Source organism: Microbacterium hydrocarbonoxydans (genome assembly GCF_000956475.1).
Lineage (GTDB): Bacteria > Actinomycetota > Actinomycetes > Actinomycetales > Microbacteriaceae > Microbacterium > Microbacterium hydrocarbonoxydans_A.
The window spans coordinates 298545-313857 of sequence record NZ_JYJB01000007.1; the positions used below are offsets into that span (position 1 = coordinate 298545).

Genomic DNA, 15313 nt, shown 5'->3' on the forward strand with positions numbered 1-15313 from the left:
CGGTCGCCTGATCCGATCCGAGGAGCATCCGTCGTGATCCGAAACCCCTCTTCCGCGATCGCGCGTCTGCGCAGAGTGAGCCGTGTCGCCGGCGCCGCCACGATCACGGCGTTCCTCGCCGTCGGTGCGATCCTCGGCGTCTCGACGAGCGCGACCGCCGCCGACGAGAAGTACATCATCGGCACCGACACGACCTTCGCGCCGTTCGAGTTCACGAACTCCGACGGCGAGCTCGTCGGCATCGACATGGACCTGCTCCGCGCGATCGCGAAGGATCAGGGCTTCGAGGTCGAGATCCGCCAGCTCGGATTCGACGCGGCCGTGCAGGCGCTGCAGTCCAACCAGGTCGACGCCGTCATGGCAGGCATGTCGATCACCGACGAGCGCAAGAAGACGTTCGACTTCAGCGATCCCTACTTCACCAGCGGCATCCAGCTCGGCGTGCTCGACTCCAGCGACGTGCAGTCGCTCGACGATCTCGACGGCAAGACCGTCGCGGTCAAGACCGGCACGCAGGGGCAGACCTTCGCCGAGGAGAACCAGGAGAAGTACGGCTTCAAGGTCACGCCCTATCAGGACACGACCGACATGGTGGATGCGGTCAAGGCCGGCCAGGCCGTCGGCTACTTCGAGGACTTCCCGGTGCTGGCGTACGGCATCCAGCAGGGATCGGGCTTCCGCCTCGTGGGCGAGCCCGAGCTCGGCGGCGAGTACGGCTTCGCAGTCAACAAGGGCCAGCACCCCGAGCTGGTCGAGATGTTCAACAAGGGCCTCGCGAACCTCAAGGCCTCGGGCGACTACGACAAGATCGTCGACACGTACCTCAGCGGCGAGGCCTCGGATCAGCCGACCGACATCATCTCGGTCGCCGTGAAGTACTGGCCTGCGCTCATGAACGGCCTCTGGCTGACGATCCTCGCGACGCTCGTCGCCCTCGTCGCCGCGTTCGTTCTCGGCATCGTGTTCGGTTTCGGCCGCATCTCGGGCTTCTTCCTGTTCAGATGGCTCGCGACCGCGTACGTGTTCGTGTTCCGCGGCACCCCGATCCTGGTCCAGGCGTTCTTCGTGTTCTTCGCGATCCCGCAGCTGTTCCCCGGTCTCACGTTCAACCCGTTCGTCGCCGGTGCGATCACGCTGTCGCTCAACACCGGCGCCTACATGACCGAGATCATCCGCGGCGGCATCCAGGCCGTCGACCCCGGCCAGAACGAGGCCTCGCGCTCGCTCGGCCTCGGCCATTGGAAGACCATGCAGAAGGTTGTGCTGCCGCAGGCGTTCCGCATCATGATCCCGTCGTTCGTGAACCAGGGGATCATCACCCTGAAGGACACCTCGCTGATCAGCGTGATCGGCCTGGCCGAGCTGACGTTCCAGTCGCGGCAGATCATCGCCTCGACCTACCTGTCGGCCCAGGTGCTGACGATCGTCGCCGTCATCTACTTCGTCGTGATCACGCTGCTGACGCTGCTCGCGAACCGCCTGGAGAGGAAGTTCAACGCATGAGCAAGATCGTCGTGAAGGATCTGCACAAGGCCTTCGGAGACAACGAGGTGCTCAAGGGCATCGATCTCGAGGTGGGCGACGGCGAGGTCGTCGCCGTCATCGGCCCGTCGGGCTCGGGCAAGTCCACGCTGCTGCGCTGCCTCAACAAGCTCGAGGAGCCCACCTCGGGTCATGTGATCGTCGATGGCGTCGACCTCACAGACAAGAGCGTCAAGCTCGACGAGGTTCGCCAGCGCATCGGCATGGTGTTCCAGCACTTCAACCTGTTCCCGCACATGACCGTGCTGGAGAACATCACCCTGGCTCCGATCGAGCTCGGACGCATGTCGAAGGCCGAGGCGCGCGATCGCGCCCTGTCACTGCTGGACCGGGTGGGTCTGTCGGAGAAGGCGGATGCCAGGCCGGCATCCCTCTCGGGAGGTCAGAAGCAGCGCGTCGCCATTGCGCGTGCGCTCGCGATGGACCCCGAGATCATGCTGTTCGACGAGGCCACGAGCGCTCTCGACCCCGAGATGGTCGGCGAGGTGCTGCAGGTCATCCGCGACCTCGCCGAGGGCGGGATGACCATGGTGCTCGTGACGCACGAGATGGGCTTCGCCCGCGAGGTCTCGGGCCGCACCGTGTTCATGGACGGCGGTGTGGTCGTCGAGGAGGCGCCGCCGGCCGAGCTGTTCGGCGCGCCGAAGAACGAGCGCCTGAAGGACTTCCTCTCCAAGGTGCTCTGAGCTCGGCATCCGCTGTTGCCGCCTGCTTCTCGTGCACTCGCCGAGTGCACGAGAAGCAGGCGTTGCGAAGCCGTGCAGTCGGCGAGTTCCCGTGCCGTCGACGGCGCCCGCGCCGGCAGGCCTAGTCGGCGACGCGGGCTGCGATGTCTGTGCGGTAGTGCGAGCCGTCGAGGCTGATCTTGGCGATCGCCTCGTACGCGCGGTCGCGCGCGGTGCGGAAGTCTGATGCCACGGCCACCACGTTGAGCACGCGGCCACCTGTCGCGATGAGCGAGCCGCCCGGTGCATCGGGGGAAGCCGTCGCGGCATGAACGAGGCGCACGCCGTCGACGGCTGCGGCATCCGCGAGACCCTCGATCGGGCGACCCGTCTGCGGCGCCTCGGGATACCCCTCGCTCGCGAGCACGACCGTGATGGCGACCTCGTCGCTGAAGACCGGCTCGGGCTGGTCCTCGAGGGTGCCGGATGCCGCGGCGAACAGCAGCTCCGACAGCGGGGTCACGAGGCGCGGCAGCACGATCTGCGTCTCGGGATCGCCGAAGCGCGCGTTGAACTCGATCACGCGCACGCCGGCGTGGGTGAGGATGAGGCCCGCGTAGAGGAGGCCGATGAAGGGGGTGCCCTCGGCATCCAGCTGGCGGATGACGGGGAGCGCGACGTCGCGGGTGACCTCGTCGACGAACGCCTTCTCGCTGCCGAACTGCTCGTCGAGCCACGGCAGCGGCGAGTACGCGCCCATGCCGCCGGTGTTCGGACCCTCGTCGTCGTTCAGAGCGCGCTTGAAGTCCTGCGCGGGGCTCAGCGCGCGCACGGTGTCGCCGTCGCTGAGGAAGAACAGCGAGACCTCGGGGCCTGAGAGGAACTCCTCGATCAGCACGGGACCGGCGGGCAGGTAGTGCTCGGCGTGGGCGAGCGCCTCGGCGCGGTCTGACGTCACGATGACGCCCTTGCCCGCCGCGAGACCGTCGGCCTTGACCACGTAGGGGGCGCCGAGCTCGTCGAAGGCCTTCTCCACCTCGGCCACGCCGGCGGCGCGGACCGCGCGTCCGGTCGGCACGCCAGCGGCATCCATGATCCGCTTCGCGAACGACTTCGACCCCTCGAGCTGCGCCGCGGCCTTGCCGGGGCCGAACACGGGGATGCCGTGCGCGCGGAGCACATCGGCGACGCCCGCGACCAGGGGCGCCTCGGGGCCGACCACGACGAGGTCGATCGCGTGCTCGTTGGCGAATGCGGTCACCGCGGCACCGTCGAGCGGATCGACGGAGACGGGGGTCGCGTCCTGCGCGATGCCGGCGTTGCCGGGTGCGACGAAGATGTCGTGCTCCGACTGCTCGGCGCGCAGGGCGAGGATGATCGCGTGCTCACGGGCACCGGAACCGAGGACGAGGATCTTCACCTGTCCAGACTACCGAGGTCGGCCGGCGTGGTGTCGGTTCATAACTCCCCACGAATGGGCGCGCGGGAGGCGGAATCGGCGGTTTTCGGGCGTCGCAACCCAGGTTTCGAGGAGTTGTGAACGCTCAGGCGCTCACAACCCAGGACGAACGAGACGGAAGGTGCCGGATTCGGCCTCCAACCGCGCCGACGAGGGCGCGAGCCGCCTGAATCGCTGACTACTGGGGGCTCAGAGCTCGATCGGCCGCTCCACCGAGCGGTCCCACGGCCGCGTCCATCCGGCGGCGTCGAACAGCCCGTCGAGCACCATCGCGGTGAAGCCCCACACGATCGTGCCGTCGACGTCGAACGCCGGTCCCTTCCAGGTGCGGCCCATGCGGGTGATGGTCGAGGTGAAGCGGATGCTCGGATCGAGCAGCTGCGCGACGGGAACGCGGAACACCTCGACGGTCTCGGCATGATCGACCGCGACCACGCGCGACGGCGACCGCCACCAGCCGAGCACGGGCGTCACCCTGTGATTGCTGGCGGCCAGCGGCAGCTCCGACAGGGTCGCGAGAACCTCCACGCCGGCCGGGTCGAGCCCGGTCTCCTCCTGCGCCTCGCGCAGCGCCGTGGCGACGGCATCCGCGTCCTGCTCCTCCCTGCGCCCGCCCGGGAACGACACCTGGCCGGGGTGCGAGGAGAGGGTGGCCGCGCGGCGCTGCAGCAGGACGTCGAGATCGCCCGCGACCGTGAGCTCGTCGGTGCGGGCGGGGATGCTGTCGAGCTTCCCGAACAGCACGAGCACCGACGCCTCGTGCGCGCTGCCGACCACCGGCGGGAAGGGCGCGGCCCAGCCGGAGCTCCGCCGCGCAGCCGCGATGAGCTCGGCGCGCGCTCCGCGCAGGGTCTCGGCATCGGCAGTCATCGTTCCGAGCCTATGCCCGCTGCGGCCGGATCGGGCGAGTGCGTACGCTGGGTTCATGCCTCCGAAGAAGATCGACATCGTCGACGGTCGCACGGCCCTGGCGGCGGTGCGCGCTGCGGATGCCTCCGGCGAGAAGCCCCAGCGCACCGACCTCGCGACTGCGGTGCGCTACCTGCTGCAGCTGCTCGACGAGAAGGCGCCGGGCAACAGCGTCGAGGTGCGGGTGCCGCCGTTCGGGGCTGTGCAGGTCATCCAGGGTCCTCGGCACACCCGCGGAACGCCACCGAACGTGGTCGAGATGGACGCGACGACCTGGATCGCGGTCGCGACGGGCACGGAGGAATGGGCGGATGCCGCGGCATCCGGTCGTGTCCATGCATCAGGAACCCGCGCCGATCTCACCGGGGTCCTGCCGCTGCGCCCCTGACGGCGGCGCGGCCCGCGGGCAACGGTGGGACAATGGATGCATGGCTCCCGCAGACTCCGCTCAGACCGTCGAAGCGACCGTGCGCAAGGTTCCGCGCTACGGGGTCTTCATGGGCATCGGAGTCGTGGTCGGCGTGATCGTCGCCGGCATCCTGACGCTCGTCGGCAGCTACGAGCCCTCGGAGGTCCTCGACGTCGTCTATCCGGCGGGGCAGGTGTTCGGATTCCTCCTGCTGTGGACCGCGCCGATCGGTCTCGCCCTTGGCGGCGTCGCCGGGCTCATCGCCGAGCGCCTCGCGCGACGCAAGGATCGCGTCGTCCGCGTGCAGCGCGAGCGGATCATCGAGAGCGACTGAGTCAGGCCAGCTCTCCGATGACGGGGCGGATGGCCCCGTCGAACGCGACGATGTCGCGGCGCAGCCCGTCGGTCACAGCGACCGTGAGAGCGCCGACCCACCAGATGCCGCGCTGTGAGAACGGCAGCACCTGCACATTCAGCTCGAAGGAGTGCGCGCGGCGGCCGACCTCGCGCTCGAACTCGGCGATCGCGCTGGCGTAGGCGCGATAGGAGTCGCCGCCCGTGTGGCTCTTGACCGACGACACGTAGCGATCATGGGCTGCTCGCGCGTACTGCAGCGCGGATGCCGCGTGCGGCGCGATCGCGGCGGCCAGCTCTTCCGCTCCTGTCGCGGGCAGCGCGACGAGCGTGTCGAACCCGTCGACGAGCTCGAGCGGAACGCCGGACGGATGCGCGCGAGGCTCGACCGTCATGTCCCAGTAGTCGAGCCACTGCGCTTCGATCTCCGGGGTCGCCTCGACGGCGTCGGGCGCGCGGACGGGCAGATCGCGCAGGCTCGGCAGGTCGGCGGGCGCACGGATGCCGAGCGCCTGCCGCAGCGCGAGCGCGACGAGCACCGGAACGCCCGCGTCTTCGCGGATCAGCCACTGCGGCTTCTCGGACATGAGCCCATCGTATTTGGCCGGGCATCCTCGCGCTCATCATCTCCGCGCTCGCCGACGCGTTCTGCTCACGCACCGCCGGCCCGGCATCCGCTCTCCGTCTTCTCGGAGATCGGGCAGGCGGCGGGACGGTAGGATCGTGGGGTGGCTGCCTCCCCCACCAATCCCTATTCCGAAGCCGGCGTCGACACCGCTGCAGGTGATCTCGCCGTCGAGCTGATGAAGTCCTCCGTGCGCGCGACGCACGGCCCAGAAGTGCTCGGCGGTGTCGGCGGATTCGCCGGCCTCTTCGACGCCAGCGCGCTGCTCGGCTATCGCCGTCCGCTGCTCGCCAGCAGCACCGACGGCGTCGGCACGAAGGTCGCGATCGCGCAGGCGATCGACAAGCACGACACGATCGGGCAGGACCTGGTCGGAATGGTCGTCGACGACATCGTCGTGGTGGGCGCCAAGCCCCTGTTCATGACCGACTACATCGCGTGCGGCAAGGTGTTCCCCCAGCGCATCGCCGACATCGTGCGCGGCATCGCCGGGGCGTGCTCGGCCACCGGCACCGCGCTCGTCGGCGGCGAGACCGCAGAGCACCCCGGCCTGCTCGGCCCGCGCGACTACGACGTGGCGGGTGCCGCGACCGGTGTCGTCGAAGCCGACGCGATCCTCGGCGCCGAGCGCGTGCAGGACGGCGACGTCGTGCTCGCCGTGCAGTCGAGCGGTCTGCACTCCAACGGCTACTCCCTCGTGCGCCACATCATCACGAACGCCGGCATCACCTACGCCGATCAGGCCGCCGACTTCGGTACCACCTGGGGCGAGGCGCTGCTCGAGCCGACCCGCCTCTACACGCTTCCGCTGCTGCGTCTCATCGACGCGCTCGGCGGGGGAGTGCATGCACTCAGCCACGTCACGGGCGGCGGCATCGCTGCGAACCTCGCCCGCGTGCTTCCGCAGGGCAGCTGGGCCGAGGTCGACCGCAGCACGTGGTCGCCGAGCCCCGTCTTCCGCGTGCTCAGCGACATCGCCGGCTCCGCGCTGGAATCGGCGGAGGGAACGTGGAACCTCGGCATCGGATTCCTCGCGGTGATCGCCGCAGACAAGAAGGATGCCGCGATCGCCGCGCTCGCCGCGGAGGGCATGCCCGCCTGGCAGGTCGCGACGGTCGGCGTCGGCGCGCGCCCGGCCGGAGAGTTCGAACAGGGCGCCAAGGGCGTCGACGGCGGAGCGGTGCGCCTCGTCGGCGCATACGCCTCCCACTGAAGAAACGGATGAAGTAGACACTCCATGTGCGGCATCGTCGGAATGGTCGGAACGGCCCCGGTCAACCAGGACATCTACGACGCTCTCCTCCTGCTGCAGCACCGCGGGCAGGACGCGACGGGCATCGCAACCGCCGAGCCGAACGGCGTCATGCACAACGCGAAGGCGCAGGGCATGGTCCGAGAGGCCTTCCGCACCCGCGACATGCGCGCCCTGCTCGGCAACGTCGGACTCGGCCACGTGCGCTATGCGACGAAGGGCACCGCGTCGAACGAGGAGGAGATGCAGCCGTTCTACGTGAACGCGCCGTACGGCATCATCCTCATCCACAACGGCAACCTCACGAACACGCGCGAGCTCACCGCCGACATGGCCAAGCGCGACCGCCGCCACCTGAACTCCTCGAGCGACACCGAGCTGCTGCTCAACGTGCTCGCCGGCGAGCTGCAGAACACGACCTCGACCGTCGATCTCGACCCCGAGCGCATCTTCGAGGCCGTCGCCCGCACGCACCAGCGCATCGAGGGCGCCTATGCCGTGATCGCCGTGATCGCCGGATATGGTCTGCTCGCGTTCCGCGACCCCTTCGGCATCCGCCCGCTCATCCTCGGCCGGCGTCGCTCCGCGGTCGAAGGGTCGGAGGGCAGGGACGAGTGGGTCGTCGCAAGCGAATCGCTCGTCCTCGAGAACGGCGACTACGAAGTCGTCCGTGAGGTCGAGCCCGGCGAGGCCGTGTTCATCACGAACGACGGCGAGCTGTTCACCCAGCAGTGCGCCGAGAACACGACGCTCGCGCCGTGCGCGTTCGAGTACGTCTACCTCGCACGACCCGACTCGGTCATGAACGGCATCTCGGTCTACGAGTCGCGCCTGCGCATGGGCGACCGGCTCGCCGACACCATCGCCAAGCACGTGCCGATGGACGAGATCGATGTCGTCATGCCGATCCCCGATTCCTCGCGCCCCGCCGCGATGGAGGTCGCCCGCAAGCTCGGCATCGAATACCGCGAGGGCTTCTACAAGAACCGCTATGTGGGCCGCACCTTCATCATGCCGGGCCAGGCTGTGCGCAAGAAGAGCGTCCGGCAGAAGCTGAACGCGATGTCGACCGAGTTCAAGGGCAAGAACGTGCTGCTCATCGACGACTCGATCGTGCGCGGCACGACCTCGAAGCAGATCATCCAGATGGCGCGGGATGCCGGTGCGAAGTCGGTCACATTCGCCTCGGCGGCGCCCCCGGTGCGGCATCCGCACGTCTACGGCATCAACATGCCGTCGCGTCATGAGCTCATCGCCCATGGCCGCACGATCCCCGAGATCGCCGCGGAGCTCGGCGTCGACCACCTCGTGTACCAGGAGGTCGACGACCTCAAGGCCGCGATCACCGAGGGCTCTGGCGTGACCGACCTCGACATGAGCTGCTTCGACGGCCGCTACGTCACCGGCACTGTGAGCGACGAGTACCTCGCCTGGGTCGAGGAGTCGCAGTCCTCTTGATGTCTGGGTCCCTGAGCTCGTCGAAGGGCCGACCGCTGTGGCAGGGCCGGGCGCTCGCGCTGCTCGGCATCATCCTCGTCGCGTTCTCGCTGCGCTCAGCGGTCGCGTCGCTCTCGCCGGTGATCGACCACATCTCCGAAGACTTCCCGATCTCCTCGGTCGTCGCCGGGCTCATCGGCGCGGCGCCGCCTGTCTGCTTCGCCGTGTTCGGGCTGCTCACGCCGCTGTTCGAACGGCGGTTCGGCCTCGAGCGCGTCGCCGTCGCGGCGATCAGCCTCATCGCCGCGGGTCTCGTGCTGCGCAGCCTGTCTGTGGACTCGTGGTCGCTGCTGGCGGCGACCACAGTGGTGTTCGCCGGTGTCGGCTCGGGCAACATCCTGATGCCGCCGCTCGTCAAGAAGTACTTCCCCGATCGCCTCGGTCTGATGATGACCGTGTACTCGACGACCATGGCGGTGTCGACATTCGTGCCGCCCCTCGTGGCCGTGCCGATCGCTGATTCCGCCGGGTGGCGTGTCTCGCTCGGGCTGTGGGGAGCCTTCGCCTTCTTCGCGCTGATCCCGTGGGTGACGATGCTGCTGGCCGGACGCACGGATGCCGTCGCAGCGCCGGGGGCGCTGGTCAAGCCGTCGTTCGACGAGAAGGCCGGCGACGACCGCGACGCCGGCGAGGTCGCGACCGGTCCGATCGTCACGAGTCCGGCGAACCCCAAGGTGTTCGGGCGGCTGTGGCGGCTGCCGATGGCCTGGTCGATCGCTCTGGTGTTCGGAGCCTCCTCGACGCTCGCCTACGTCTCCTTCGCCTGGCTTCCCGCGATCCTGATCGACGTGGGGGGAGTGTCTGCCTCCGATGCGGGACTGCTGCTCTCGCTGTTCGGTCTCATGGGCATGCCCTGCTCGCTCCTCGTGCCCGTCTTGATCGTGCGCTTCCAGGCGACCAGGCCCGTCTTCTTCTTCGGGATCGCCTGCGGCCTGGTCGGTCTCGCCGGGCTGCTGTTCGTGCCGACCGTGGGCCTTCCCCTCTGGGTCGCGGTGTTCGGTCTGGCGCCGATGCTGTTCCCGCTGAGCCTGGTGCTGCTCAGCATCCGCTCCCGCACGCCCGAGAGCGCCGTCGCGCTCAGCGGGTTCGCCCAGAGCATCGGCTACGCACTGGCTGCCGTGTTCCCGCTGCTCATCGGCGTGCTGCACGAGGCGACCGGCAGCTGGCAGGTTCCCCTGCTTCTGCTCGTCGGCGTCCTGATCGCGGTGATCCCCGCCGGATGGATCGCCGGACGGCGTCGCACGATCGAAGAGGACTGGGAGCGCCGATACGGGCGCTGGTGACGCACACCCGCATCCGTCCCGCCATCCGCCTGCTAGGGCATCCGTCCCGCCCCTTCCGGCCTCAGCCGAGGTAGGAGATTCGGCGGAGGAAGGACGCTTCTGCGGGGAATCCTCCTACGCTCGCGTTATCGCCTACCTCGGCGGACGGTCCGGCGGGAGGGCGGGTACGACACCCCGGCGCCTTCCGGGTACGACGAAACCCCCCGCGCGCTGCGCGGGGGGAGACGAGCAGGAGAGGCGGTCAGGCCTTCTCTAGTTCGTCCTCGTCTTCGTCGGCATATTCATCGGCCCACTTGTCGACGTACTCGGGTTCCGAGTCGTCGCTCGGGTGCCCGAGCTCTCGTTCCAGTGCCGAATAGTTCACAGACGGACTGAACGACTTGAGTTCGCGGGCGATTTTGGTGTGCTTCGCCTTTTGACGGCCACGGCCCATGCGCGAGACCCCCTCACGAGTCAGCAGCCGGGTGGTGGAGCCCGGCGCGTTTCAGGACACCGGCGTGAAGCCGGTAAGAGTAGCATTCAGAATAGCACGCGGGTAAGACCCTCTTGCTGTGTGGCCCGACTGGTGAAGGGAGCGATTCTCATGACCGACAACCCCTCTGCGTCGAGCGAGGAAGCTGCACAGAACGCGGCACTGCAGAAAGCGGTGATCGTCGGGCTGCAGCCCGATCAATCGCAGCACGTGCTCGATGAAGCGGTCAAGTACGCGCGACTTCTCGGGGTGCCCCTCGTGGTGGTTCACGTCGACGTCACCCGCTTCGTCACGTACGAAGACCCTGACGGCTACGTGCATTCCGCGCCGATCGACATCAACTTCGAAGCCGGAGCCGCCGAGTTCGAGGCTGTGCAGGCCACGGCATCCGCAGTCCTCGACGGCACGGGCATCACCTGGACCGCTCGCCAGCTCGTGGGCGACCCCGCCCTGGCGATCAAGCAGCTGGCGAACAAGCTCGACGCGCAGCTCATCGTGGTCGGCACGCGCAAGCGCGGCATCGGCGAGTCGATCAGGGAGTTCTTCACCGGATCGGTCGCCGCGCGCCTGGCGCACCGTCAGCATCGTTCGGTGCTCGTCGTGCCGCTCGAGGAGCCGGTGCCCGACACGCAGAAGGACATCTGGGTCGAGTGACCGGCGCCCTCAGCGACCGGGCTTCTGAAGGGCGGCGAGGGCGGCGGTGACGCCCTTCGCGGCGGCGTCCAGGCCGTCTTCGAGATCGGAGACGACGGATGCCGGCAGCGCCCCGCCGCGCGCGACGTGAGTGCGCAGATCGGTGCGGACCCTCGCGCGGAACGCGTTGATGACGGCATCCGCTCTGTGGAGCTCCTCGCGGCTGACGATCCGCTCGTCGTCGGCGGGAGTTCGCGGCCGGCTCTTGGAGGCCGTGCGATCATCACGGGCAGCGCTCGCGAGATCGGCGCGAAGGCTCTTCATCGCCTCCTGCACGCTCTGGCGAACCTCGTTCGCGATCAGGCGCACCGAGTCGGTGAGCCCGGCTTCGATACCCGCGAGCTCGCCTTCGCGGGCGGTGACCTCGGCGCGGCCGGCATCCGTGATCGTGTAGATCGTGGTGCGGCCGTCGACGGTCTTGGTGACCAGGCCCTCCTCCTCGAGCTTCGCGAGGCGCGGGTAGATCGTGCCTGCACTGGGCGTGTAGGTGCCGCCCGTGCGGTCGGTGAGCGCCTGGATGATGCCGTACCCATGCTGCGGAGATTCGGCGATCAGCGACAGCAGGTACAGGCGGAGGTCGCCGTGGGAGAAGACCGCGGGGCTCATGCTTCCTCCCATTCGGGGTCGTTCACGATCGACTCGGGAGCGCGGCGCAGCACGGTCACGCCGCCCGACACCGAGTTTGCTCGCAGATCGACGAAGCGTCCGGCGAGCTCACCTGTGGAGCCGGTGAAGTTGCTCGGGCCGCTGGACCCGCGCTCGACCCCGTCGACCAGGATGCGTCCGCTCATCGAGCGGATCACGTAGTTCGCAGCGAGGGACTCGTCGAGGCGCACCGTGATGCCGCCCGACACGGAGTTCACGTTGATCGCGTTCACGTCTCCGGCCGCATCGATCATGGTCGTGCCCGACACGATGTCGACGGTCGCCTTGCGGATCGTGCCCGTGGCGGCGACGTCGCCCGAGACGCTGTTGGCGTTGATGGATCCGGTCAGGCCGCGCACCTGCACGTCGCCCGAGACCGTGTTGATCGAGAGGTCTCCGATCAGGGTGTCGACGATGATGTCGCCCGAGACGGTGCTCAGGCGGGCGTCGTTGCGGATGCCGGAGACGAGAGCGCCGGCGCTGACCACGCCCAGGTTCAGGGCGATCGAGCGGGGGACCGCCACGCTGACCTCGGCCTTGGGGCCGCCGGCGCCGAAGTTGCGGAACACCTCGAGGAAGTTGTCCCAGCCCAGCTGCGGGTGGTCGATCTCGACCTGCCCGTCGACCGATTCGATGCGCAGGTCCTTGGTGGTGACGCCGTGCACCTCGATGCGGATGCCGGGTTCGTCGTGAGCGATCACGTCGACCTGCCCGCCGACGAGTCCGATCTTCAGACGGGTCGCGTTCTCGATGTCGATGACGCGTTCCTCGCCTGGGGCGATGAGCCACTTCTCGGTCATGTTGCTTCTCCTTGTTCGGAATCGCGCTATATCGCGTTCCTTCCACTGTAACACGATATAGCTCGATGCCGTCAAGGTGCATCTCGACCGGGGCGGATGCGGGTTGTCAGGCGAGCGGCGGCGTGTGCCAGATGCGGTCGATGTAGTCGCGGATCGACCGGTCCGACGAGAAGAACCCCGTGCGGGCGACGTTGAGGATCGCCGAGCGCGTCCACGCCTCCTGATCGGCGTAGGCGTCGTCGACCCGCTCCTGCGCCGCGATGTACGAGGCGTAATCGGCGAGCACCATGAACCGGTCCTCATAGAGCAGGTTCGACACGATCGGCTCGAACACGGAGCGGTCTCCGCGGGAGAACGCGCCCGATGCGATCAGGTCGATCGCGGCCCGGAGCCCGGCATCCTCCTGATAGAACTCGCTCGGCCGGTAGCCGCGCGCCGCCGACTCCGACACCTCGGGCTCGCTCATGCCGAACAGGAAGAAGTTCTCGTCGCCGACGAGCTCGCGGATCTCGACGTTCGCCCCGTCATCGGTCCCGATCGTCAGAGCGCCGTTGAGGGCGAACTTCATGTTGCCCGTGCCCGAGGCCTCCTTGCCGGCCAGGGAGATCTGCTCGGAGAGGTCAGCGGCCGGTATCACGCGCTCCGCGAGCGTCACGTCGTAGTTGGGCGGGAAGATCACCGTGAGTCGCCCGTCGAGCCTGGGGTCGCTGTTCACCACCGAACCCACCGCATTGATGAGGTGGATGATCCTCTTGGCCATCGTGTACCCGGGCGCCGCCTTCGCGCCGAAGATCACCGTGCGCGGCTGCACCTCGGCCGCGGGCACGCGGCCGGACACCACGCCCTCGTACGTCGACACGACGTGCAGCACCTTGAGCATCTGCCGCTTGTACTCGTGCAGGCGCTTGACCATCACGTCGAGCAGGTGGCCGTCGCTCACCTCGAAGCCGTCGCGAGCCCGCAGCACCTCGTGGAGCCGGCGCTTGTTCGCGGCCTTCACCTCGCCGAAGGCCGCGCGGAACCCGGAATCCTCTGCGAACGGCTCCAGCTCGCGCAGGCGCTCGAGGTCCGTGAGCCACCCGTCGCCGATCGCCTCAGTGATCAGACCCGAGAGCTCGGGGTTGGCCAGGCGAAGGAACCGGCGGGGCGTGACACCGTTGGTCACGTTCGTGAACTTCTCGGGGAAGAAGTCGTCGAAGTCGCCGAGCACCTTGTCGCGCAGCAGCTGCGAATGCAGCTCGGCGACGCCGTTGACCCTGGCCCCCGCCACCGTCGCGAGGTACGCCATCCGCACGGAGCGGACCGGATGCTCGGCGATGATCGACATGTTGCGGATGCGCATCTCGTCGTCGCCGTAGCGGGCGCGCACGGCATCGAGGAACTCCTCGTTGATCCGGTAGATGATCTCCAGGTGGCGCGGCAGCAGTCGGCCGAGCAGGTCGACGGGCCACACCTCGAGGGCCTCCGGCAGCAGCGTGTGGCACGTGTACGCGAAGCACTGCCGCGTGATCGCCCACGCGGCATCCCACTCCATCTTCTTCTCGTCGACGAGCACGCGCATGAACTCGGGCACCGCGATCACCGGGTGGGTGTCGTTGAGCTGGAAGATGACGCGGTCCGGAAGCGCCGAGAGGTCGAAGCCCTCGGCGAGCATGTTGTCGAGGAAGTCGTGGATGGATGCTGCGACGAAGAAGTACTGCTGCTGCAGGCGCAGCTCCTTGCCCTGCGGCGTGGAGTCCTCGGGGTAGAGAACCTTCGAGATGTTCTCGGCGAACGTCTGCGCGCGCACCGCCTCTTCGTAGTCGCCCGAGTTGAAGATCCGCAGGTCGAACGCGTTCGTGGCCACCGCGCTCCACAGCCGGAGGGTGTTCACTCGGCCGTTCTGGAATCCGGGGACCATGTAGTTGTAGGGCACGGCCTGCACGTTCCACCCCGGTACCCAGCGCGACCGCGTGACGCCCTCGTCGTCGTAGGTCTCGGTGCGACCGCCGAACGCGATCGTCTGCGCGTCCTCGGGGCGGGCGAACTCCCACGGCGAACCGAGCGAGAGCCAGGAGTCGGGCTGCTCGACCTGCTGGCCCTCGACGAATGTCTGGCGGAAGATGCCGTACTCGTAGCGGATGCCGTAGCCGATGCTCGGCACGCCGAGCGTCGCGAGCGAGTCGATGAAGCAGGCGGCGAGCCGGCCGAGACCGCCGTTGCCGAGTCCGGGCTCCACTTCGTGCTGACGCAGGTCGTCGAGCGAGATGCCGCAGGATGCGAGCGCCTCCTCCGCGATGTCGGCAAGACCGCCGGCGAGGAGGTTGTTGTCGAGCTGGCGACCCAGGAGGTACTCGGCCGAGAGGTAGCAGACGCCTTTCGACTGCGACTGCTTCTGACGGCGGAGGTCTTCGAGCCATCGCGCCATCAGGTAGTCGCGCACCGTGTGCGCGAGTGCGAAATAGCGGTCGTTCGCACTCGACGCCGACAGCGCGACGCCCCGATCGAAGTTGAGACTGTGCAAAAAGTCGGCCACGAAGGCGTCGGCCGAGCTCTCCGGGGCGGTCACGGGGGCGAGAGCGAGAGGATGCGTGGCACTGGTGTTTTCGGGCACGTCTCGACCGTAGCGAGACACGATGTTCGCCGCGTTACGAACGCACTACGAAATCACCTCTTGACCTTGACGCAGCGTCAACTTCTACGGTGGAGATATCCACAGAGCATCCGAG

At 68.2% G+C, this 15313-nt stretch carries 15 protein-coding genes; 8 read left to right on the top strand and 7 right to left on the bottom strand.

What is annotated here, in order from left to right; genetic code table 11:
* The first annotated feature begins 33 nt into the window (after nucleotides 1-33).
* The gene (locus tag RS84_RS06350) at nucleotides 34-1503 is read left to right on the top strand and encodes an amino acid ABC transporter substrate-binding protein/permease (RefSeq protein ID WP_052676244.1); all 1470 of its coding nucleotides are present in this window, start codon (nucleotides 34-36) and stop codon (nucleotides 1501-1503) included.
* A complete protein-coding gene (locus tag RS84_RS06355) occupies nucleotides 1500-2228 on the top strand; it encodes an amino acid ABC transporter ATP-binding protein (protein WP_045256909.1) in 729 nt (242 codons plus the stop codon). The genes RS84_RS06350 and RS84_RS06355 overlap by 4 nt, the downstream gene beginning before the upstream one ends.
* 121 nt (nucleotides 2229-2349) lie before the next feature.
* On the opposite strand, the gene purD is transcribed toward RS84_RS06355, so the two are convergent.
* Both purD and RS84_RS06365 read right to left on the bottom strand, forming a co-directional pair.
* Nucleotides 2350-3627 carry a phosphoribosylamine--glycine ligase gene (gene purD, locus RS84_RS06360; RefSeq protein WP_045256910.1) on the bottom strand — a complete coding sequence of 426 codons (1278 nt, stop codon included), beginning with the start codon at nucleotides 3625-3627 and terminating at the stop codon, nucleotides 2350-2352.
* 228 nt (nucleotides 3628-3855) lie between these two features.
* Nucleotides 3856-4536: an NUDIX hydrolase gene (locus RS84_RS06365; RefSeq protein ID WP_045256911.1), complete on the bottom strand. Its 681-nt coding sequence runs from the start codon at nucleotides 4534-4536 to the stop codon at nucleotides 3856-3858.
* A gap of 55 nt (nucleotides 4537-4591) precedes the next feature.
* On the opposite strand from RS84_RS06365, the gene RS84_RS06370 reads away from it, so the two are divergent.
* Nucleotides 4592-4963 (top strand): sterol carrier family protein, encoded by a 372-nt coding sequence (locus RS84_RS06370; protein WP_045256912.1) that lies wholly within the window; start codon nucleotides 4592-4594, stop codon nucleotides 4961-4963.
* A gap of 40 nt (nucleotides 4964-5003) precedes the next feature.
* Complete coding sequence (locus tag RS84_RS06375) at nucleotides 5004-5318, top strand: hypothetical protein (protein ID WP_045256913.1); 315 nt, start codon at nucleotides 5004-5006, stop codon at nucleotides 5316-5318.
* Nucleotide 5319: 1 nt separating this feature from the next.
* Here RS84_RS06375 and RS84_RS06380 read toward each other — a convergent pair whose 3' ends face one another.
* Complete coding sequence (locus RS84_RS06380; RefSeq protein WP_045256914.1) at nucleotides 5320-5925, bottom strand: hypothetical protein; 606 nt, start codon at nucleotides 5923-5925, stop codon at nucleotides 5320-5322.
* A gap of 141 nt (nucleotides 5926-6066) precedes the next feature.
* On the opposite strand from RS84_RS06380, the gene purM reads away from it, so the two are divergent.
* From purM to RS84_RS06395, 3 genes are read left to right on the top strand one after another with little or no spacing between them, the layout of a single operon-like run.
* Nucleotides 6067-7176 carry a phosphoribosylformylglycinamidine cyclo-ligase gene (purM, locus tag RS84_RS06385; RefSeq protein WP_045256915.1) on the top strand — a complete coding sequence of 370 codons (1110 nt, stop codon included), beginning with the start codon at nucleotides 6067-6069 and terminating at the stop codon, nucleotides 7174-7176.
* 24 nt (nucleotides 7177-7200) lie between these two features.
* Nucleotides 7201-8673 carry an amidophosphoribosyltransferase gene (gene purF / locus RS84_RS06390; protein ID WP_045256916.1) on the top strand — a complete coding sequence of 491 codons (1473 nt, stop codon included), beginning with the start codon at nucleotides 7201-7203 and terminating at the stop codon, nucleotides 8671-8673.
* Complete coding sequence (locus RS84_RS06395) at nucleotides 8673-9995, top strand: MFS transporter (RefSeq protein ID WP_045256917.1); 1323 nt, start codon at nucleotides 8673-8675, stop codon at nucleotides 9993-9995. Before purF ends, RS84_RS06395 begins: the two co-directional genes overlap by 1 nt.
* 241 nt (nucleotides 9996-10236) lie before the next feature.
* On the opposite strand, the gene RS84_RS06400 is transcribed toward RS84_RS06395, so the two are convergent.
* A complete protein-coding gene (locus tag RS84_RS06400) occupies nucleotides 10237-10428 on the bottom strand; it encodes a DUF3073 domain-containing protein (RefSeq protein ID WP_045256918.1) in 192 nt (63 codons plus the stop codon).
* A 150-nt stretch (nucleotides 10429-10578) separates the two neighbouring features.
* Between RS84_RS06400 and RS84_RS06405 the strand changes: the two genes are divergently transcribed.
* Nucleotides 10579-11121: a universal stress protein gene (locus tag RS84_RS06405; protein ID WP_045256919.1), complete on the top strand. Its 543-nt coding sequence runs from the start codon at nucleotides 10579-10581 to the stop codon at nucleotides 11119-11121.
* 9 nt (nucleotides 11122-11130) lie between these two features.
* Here the strand turns inward: RS84_RS06405 and RS84_RS06410 are convergent, their stop codons facing one another.
* The 3 genes from RS84_RS06410 to RS84_RS06420 all read right to left on the bottom strand — a co-directional run bounded on the left by RS84_RS06410 (nucleotide 11131) and on the right by RS84_RS06420 (nucleotide 15153).
* Nucleotides 11131-11766, bottom strand: coding sequence for a PadR family transcriptional regulator (locus RS84_RS06410; protein WP_045256920.1), 636 nt, complete (start codon nucleotides 11764-11766; stop codon nucleotides 11131-11133).
* Nucleotides 11763-12605: a DUF4097 family beta strand repeat-containing protein gene (locus RS84_RS06415; RefSeq protein ID WP_045256921.1), complete on the bottom strand. Its 843-nt coding sequence runs from the start codon at nucleotides 12603-12605 to the stop codon at nucleotides 11763-11765. The genes RS84_RS06410 and RS84_RS06415 overlap by 4 nt, the downstream gene beginning before the upstream one ends.
* Nucleotides 12606-12711: 106 nt before the next feature.
* Complete coding sequence (locus RS84_RS06420; protein ID WP_414738812.1) at nucleotides 12712-15153, bottom strand: glycogen/starch/alpha-glucan phosphorylase; 2442 nt, start codon at nucleotides 15151-15153, stop codon at nucleotides 12712-12714.
* Between the last annotated feature and the right edge of the window lie 160 nt (nucleotides 15154-15313).

Coding starts and splice junctions, on each gene's coding strand:
- RS84_RS06395 (WP_045256917.1), top strand. CDS start 8,673: ATGTCTGGGTCCCTGAGCTCGTCGAAGGGCCGACCGCTGTGGCAGGGC.
- RS84_RS06415 (WP_045256921.1), bottom strand. CDS start 12,605: ATGACCGAGAAGTGGCTCATCGCCCCAGGCGAGGAACGCGTCATCGAC.
- RS84_RS06410 (WP_045256920.1), bottom strand. CDS start 11,766: ATGAGCCCCGCGGTCTTCTCCCACGGCGACCTCCGCCTGTACCTGCTG.
- RS84_RS06400 (WP_045256918.1), bottom strand. CDS start 10,428: ATGGGCCGTGGCCGTCAAAAGGCGAAGCACACCAAAATCGCCCGCGAA.
- RS84_RS06380 (WP_045256914.1), bottom strand. CDS start 5,925: ATGTCCGAGAAGCCGCAGTGGCTGATCCGCGAAGACGCGGGCGTTCCG.
- RS84_RS06405 (WP_045256919.1), top strand. CDS start 10,579: ATGACCGACAACCCCTCTGCGTCGAGCGAGGAAGCTGCACAGAACGCG.
- RS84_RS06375 (WP_045256913.1), top strand. CDS start 5,004: ATGGCTCCCGCAGACTCCGCTCAGACCGTCGAAGCGACCGTGCGCAAG.
- purF (WP_045256916.1), top strand. CDS start 7,201: ATGTGCGGCATCGTCGGAATGGTCGGAACGGCCCCGGTCAACCAGGAC.
- RS84_RS06355 (WP_045256909.1), top strand. CDS start 1,500: ATGAGCAAGATCGTCGTGAAGGATCTGCACAAGGCCTTCGGAGACAAC.
- RS84_RS06370 (WP_045256912.1), top strand. CDS start 4,592: ATGCCTCCGAAGAAGATCGACATCGTCGACGGTCGCACGGCCCTGGCG.
- RS84_RS06365 (WP_045256911.1), bottom strand. CDS start 4,536: ATGACTGCCGATGCCGAGACCCTGCGCGGAGCGCGCGCCGAGCTCATC.